Genomic DNA, 694 nt, shown 5'->3' with positions numbered 1-694 from the left:
CTGCAAGTCCACAACAACGACGATCCAGTGATCATCAACGGCCTCGACACGGAAGGCGGCGAGCTGACGCTGCAGGAGAAAAACCTCAGCGACGGCAGCAGCCCGGACGCTCCGGCACTGACCCAAAGCGGCACCTTCACCGTGACCGCGCTGGACGGCGTGCAGACCCTCAGCGTCGGCGGCATCACCGTGGTCAGCGGTGGCGTGGCCGCCGGCTTCCCGCAATCGATCACCACCGCGCTGGGCAACACTTTGACCGTGACCGGCTTCAACGCCGCCACCGGCGTGGTCAGCTACAGCTACACCTTGCTCGACAACGAAGCCCACCCGAACGCGAACGGCGCCAACAGCCTGGGCGAGCAATTCACCGTGGTGGTCACCGACGATAACGGCACCACCGCCACGGGCAATCTGGACGTGAACATCGTCGATGATCTGCCCAAGGCCGTGGACGACAGCAACGCCGGCACCGCCTCGGAAAGCAACCTGACCCTGACCGGCAGCGTGCTGACCAACGACACCCAAGGCGCCGATCACGTGGCGTCCGGCCCGATCACCCCCGGCACGTTCACCGGTACCTACGGCACGCTGGTGCTCAACGCCGACGGTTCCTACACCTACACGCTCAATACCTCCGACGCCGATTTCAAAGGCCTGCACGGCGGCGGCAACGGCACCGAAACCTTCGCCTACA

The 694-nt window shown here is 65.1% G+C and carries 1 protein-coding gene; it reads left to right on the top strand.

Translation table 11 applies throughout. The features are described from left to right. Positions 1-694 (top strand): VCBS domain-containing protein (locus tag Q7C33_RS28915; protein WP_407684596.1); only part of this gene is annotated, 694 nt, incomplete at both ends.

It is taken from the genome of Pseudomonas sp. BP11-1-1, from assembly GCF_052112105.1.
GTDB classification, from domain to species: Bacteria; Pseudomonadota; Gammaproteobacteria; order Pseudomonadales; family Pseudomonadaceae; genus Aquipseudomonas; species Aquipseudomonas alvandae.
Note: the sequence above shows the minus strand (reverse complement) of the source record. Positions and strands in the feature narration are given on the sequence as shown.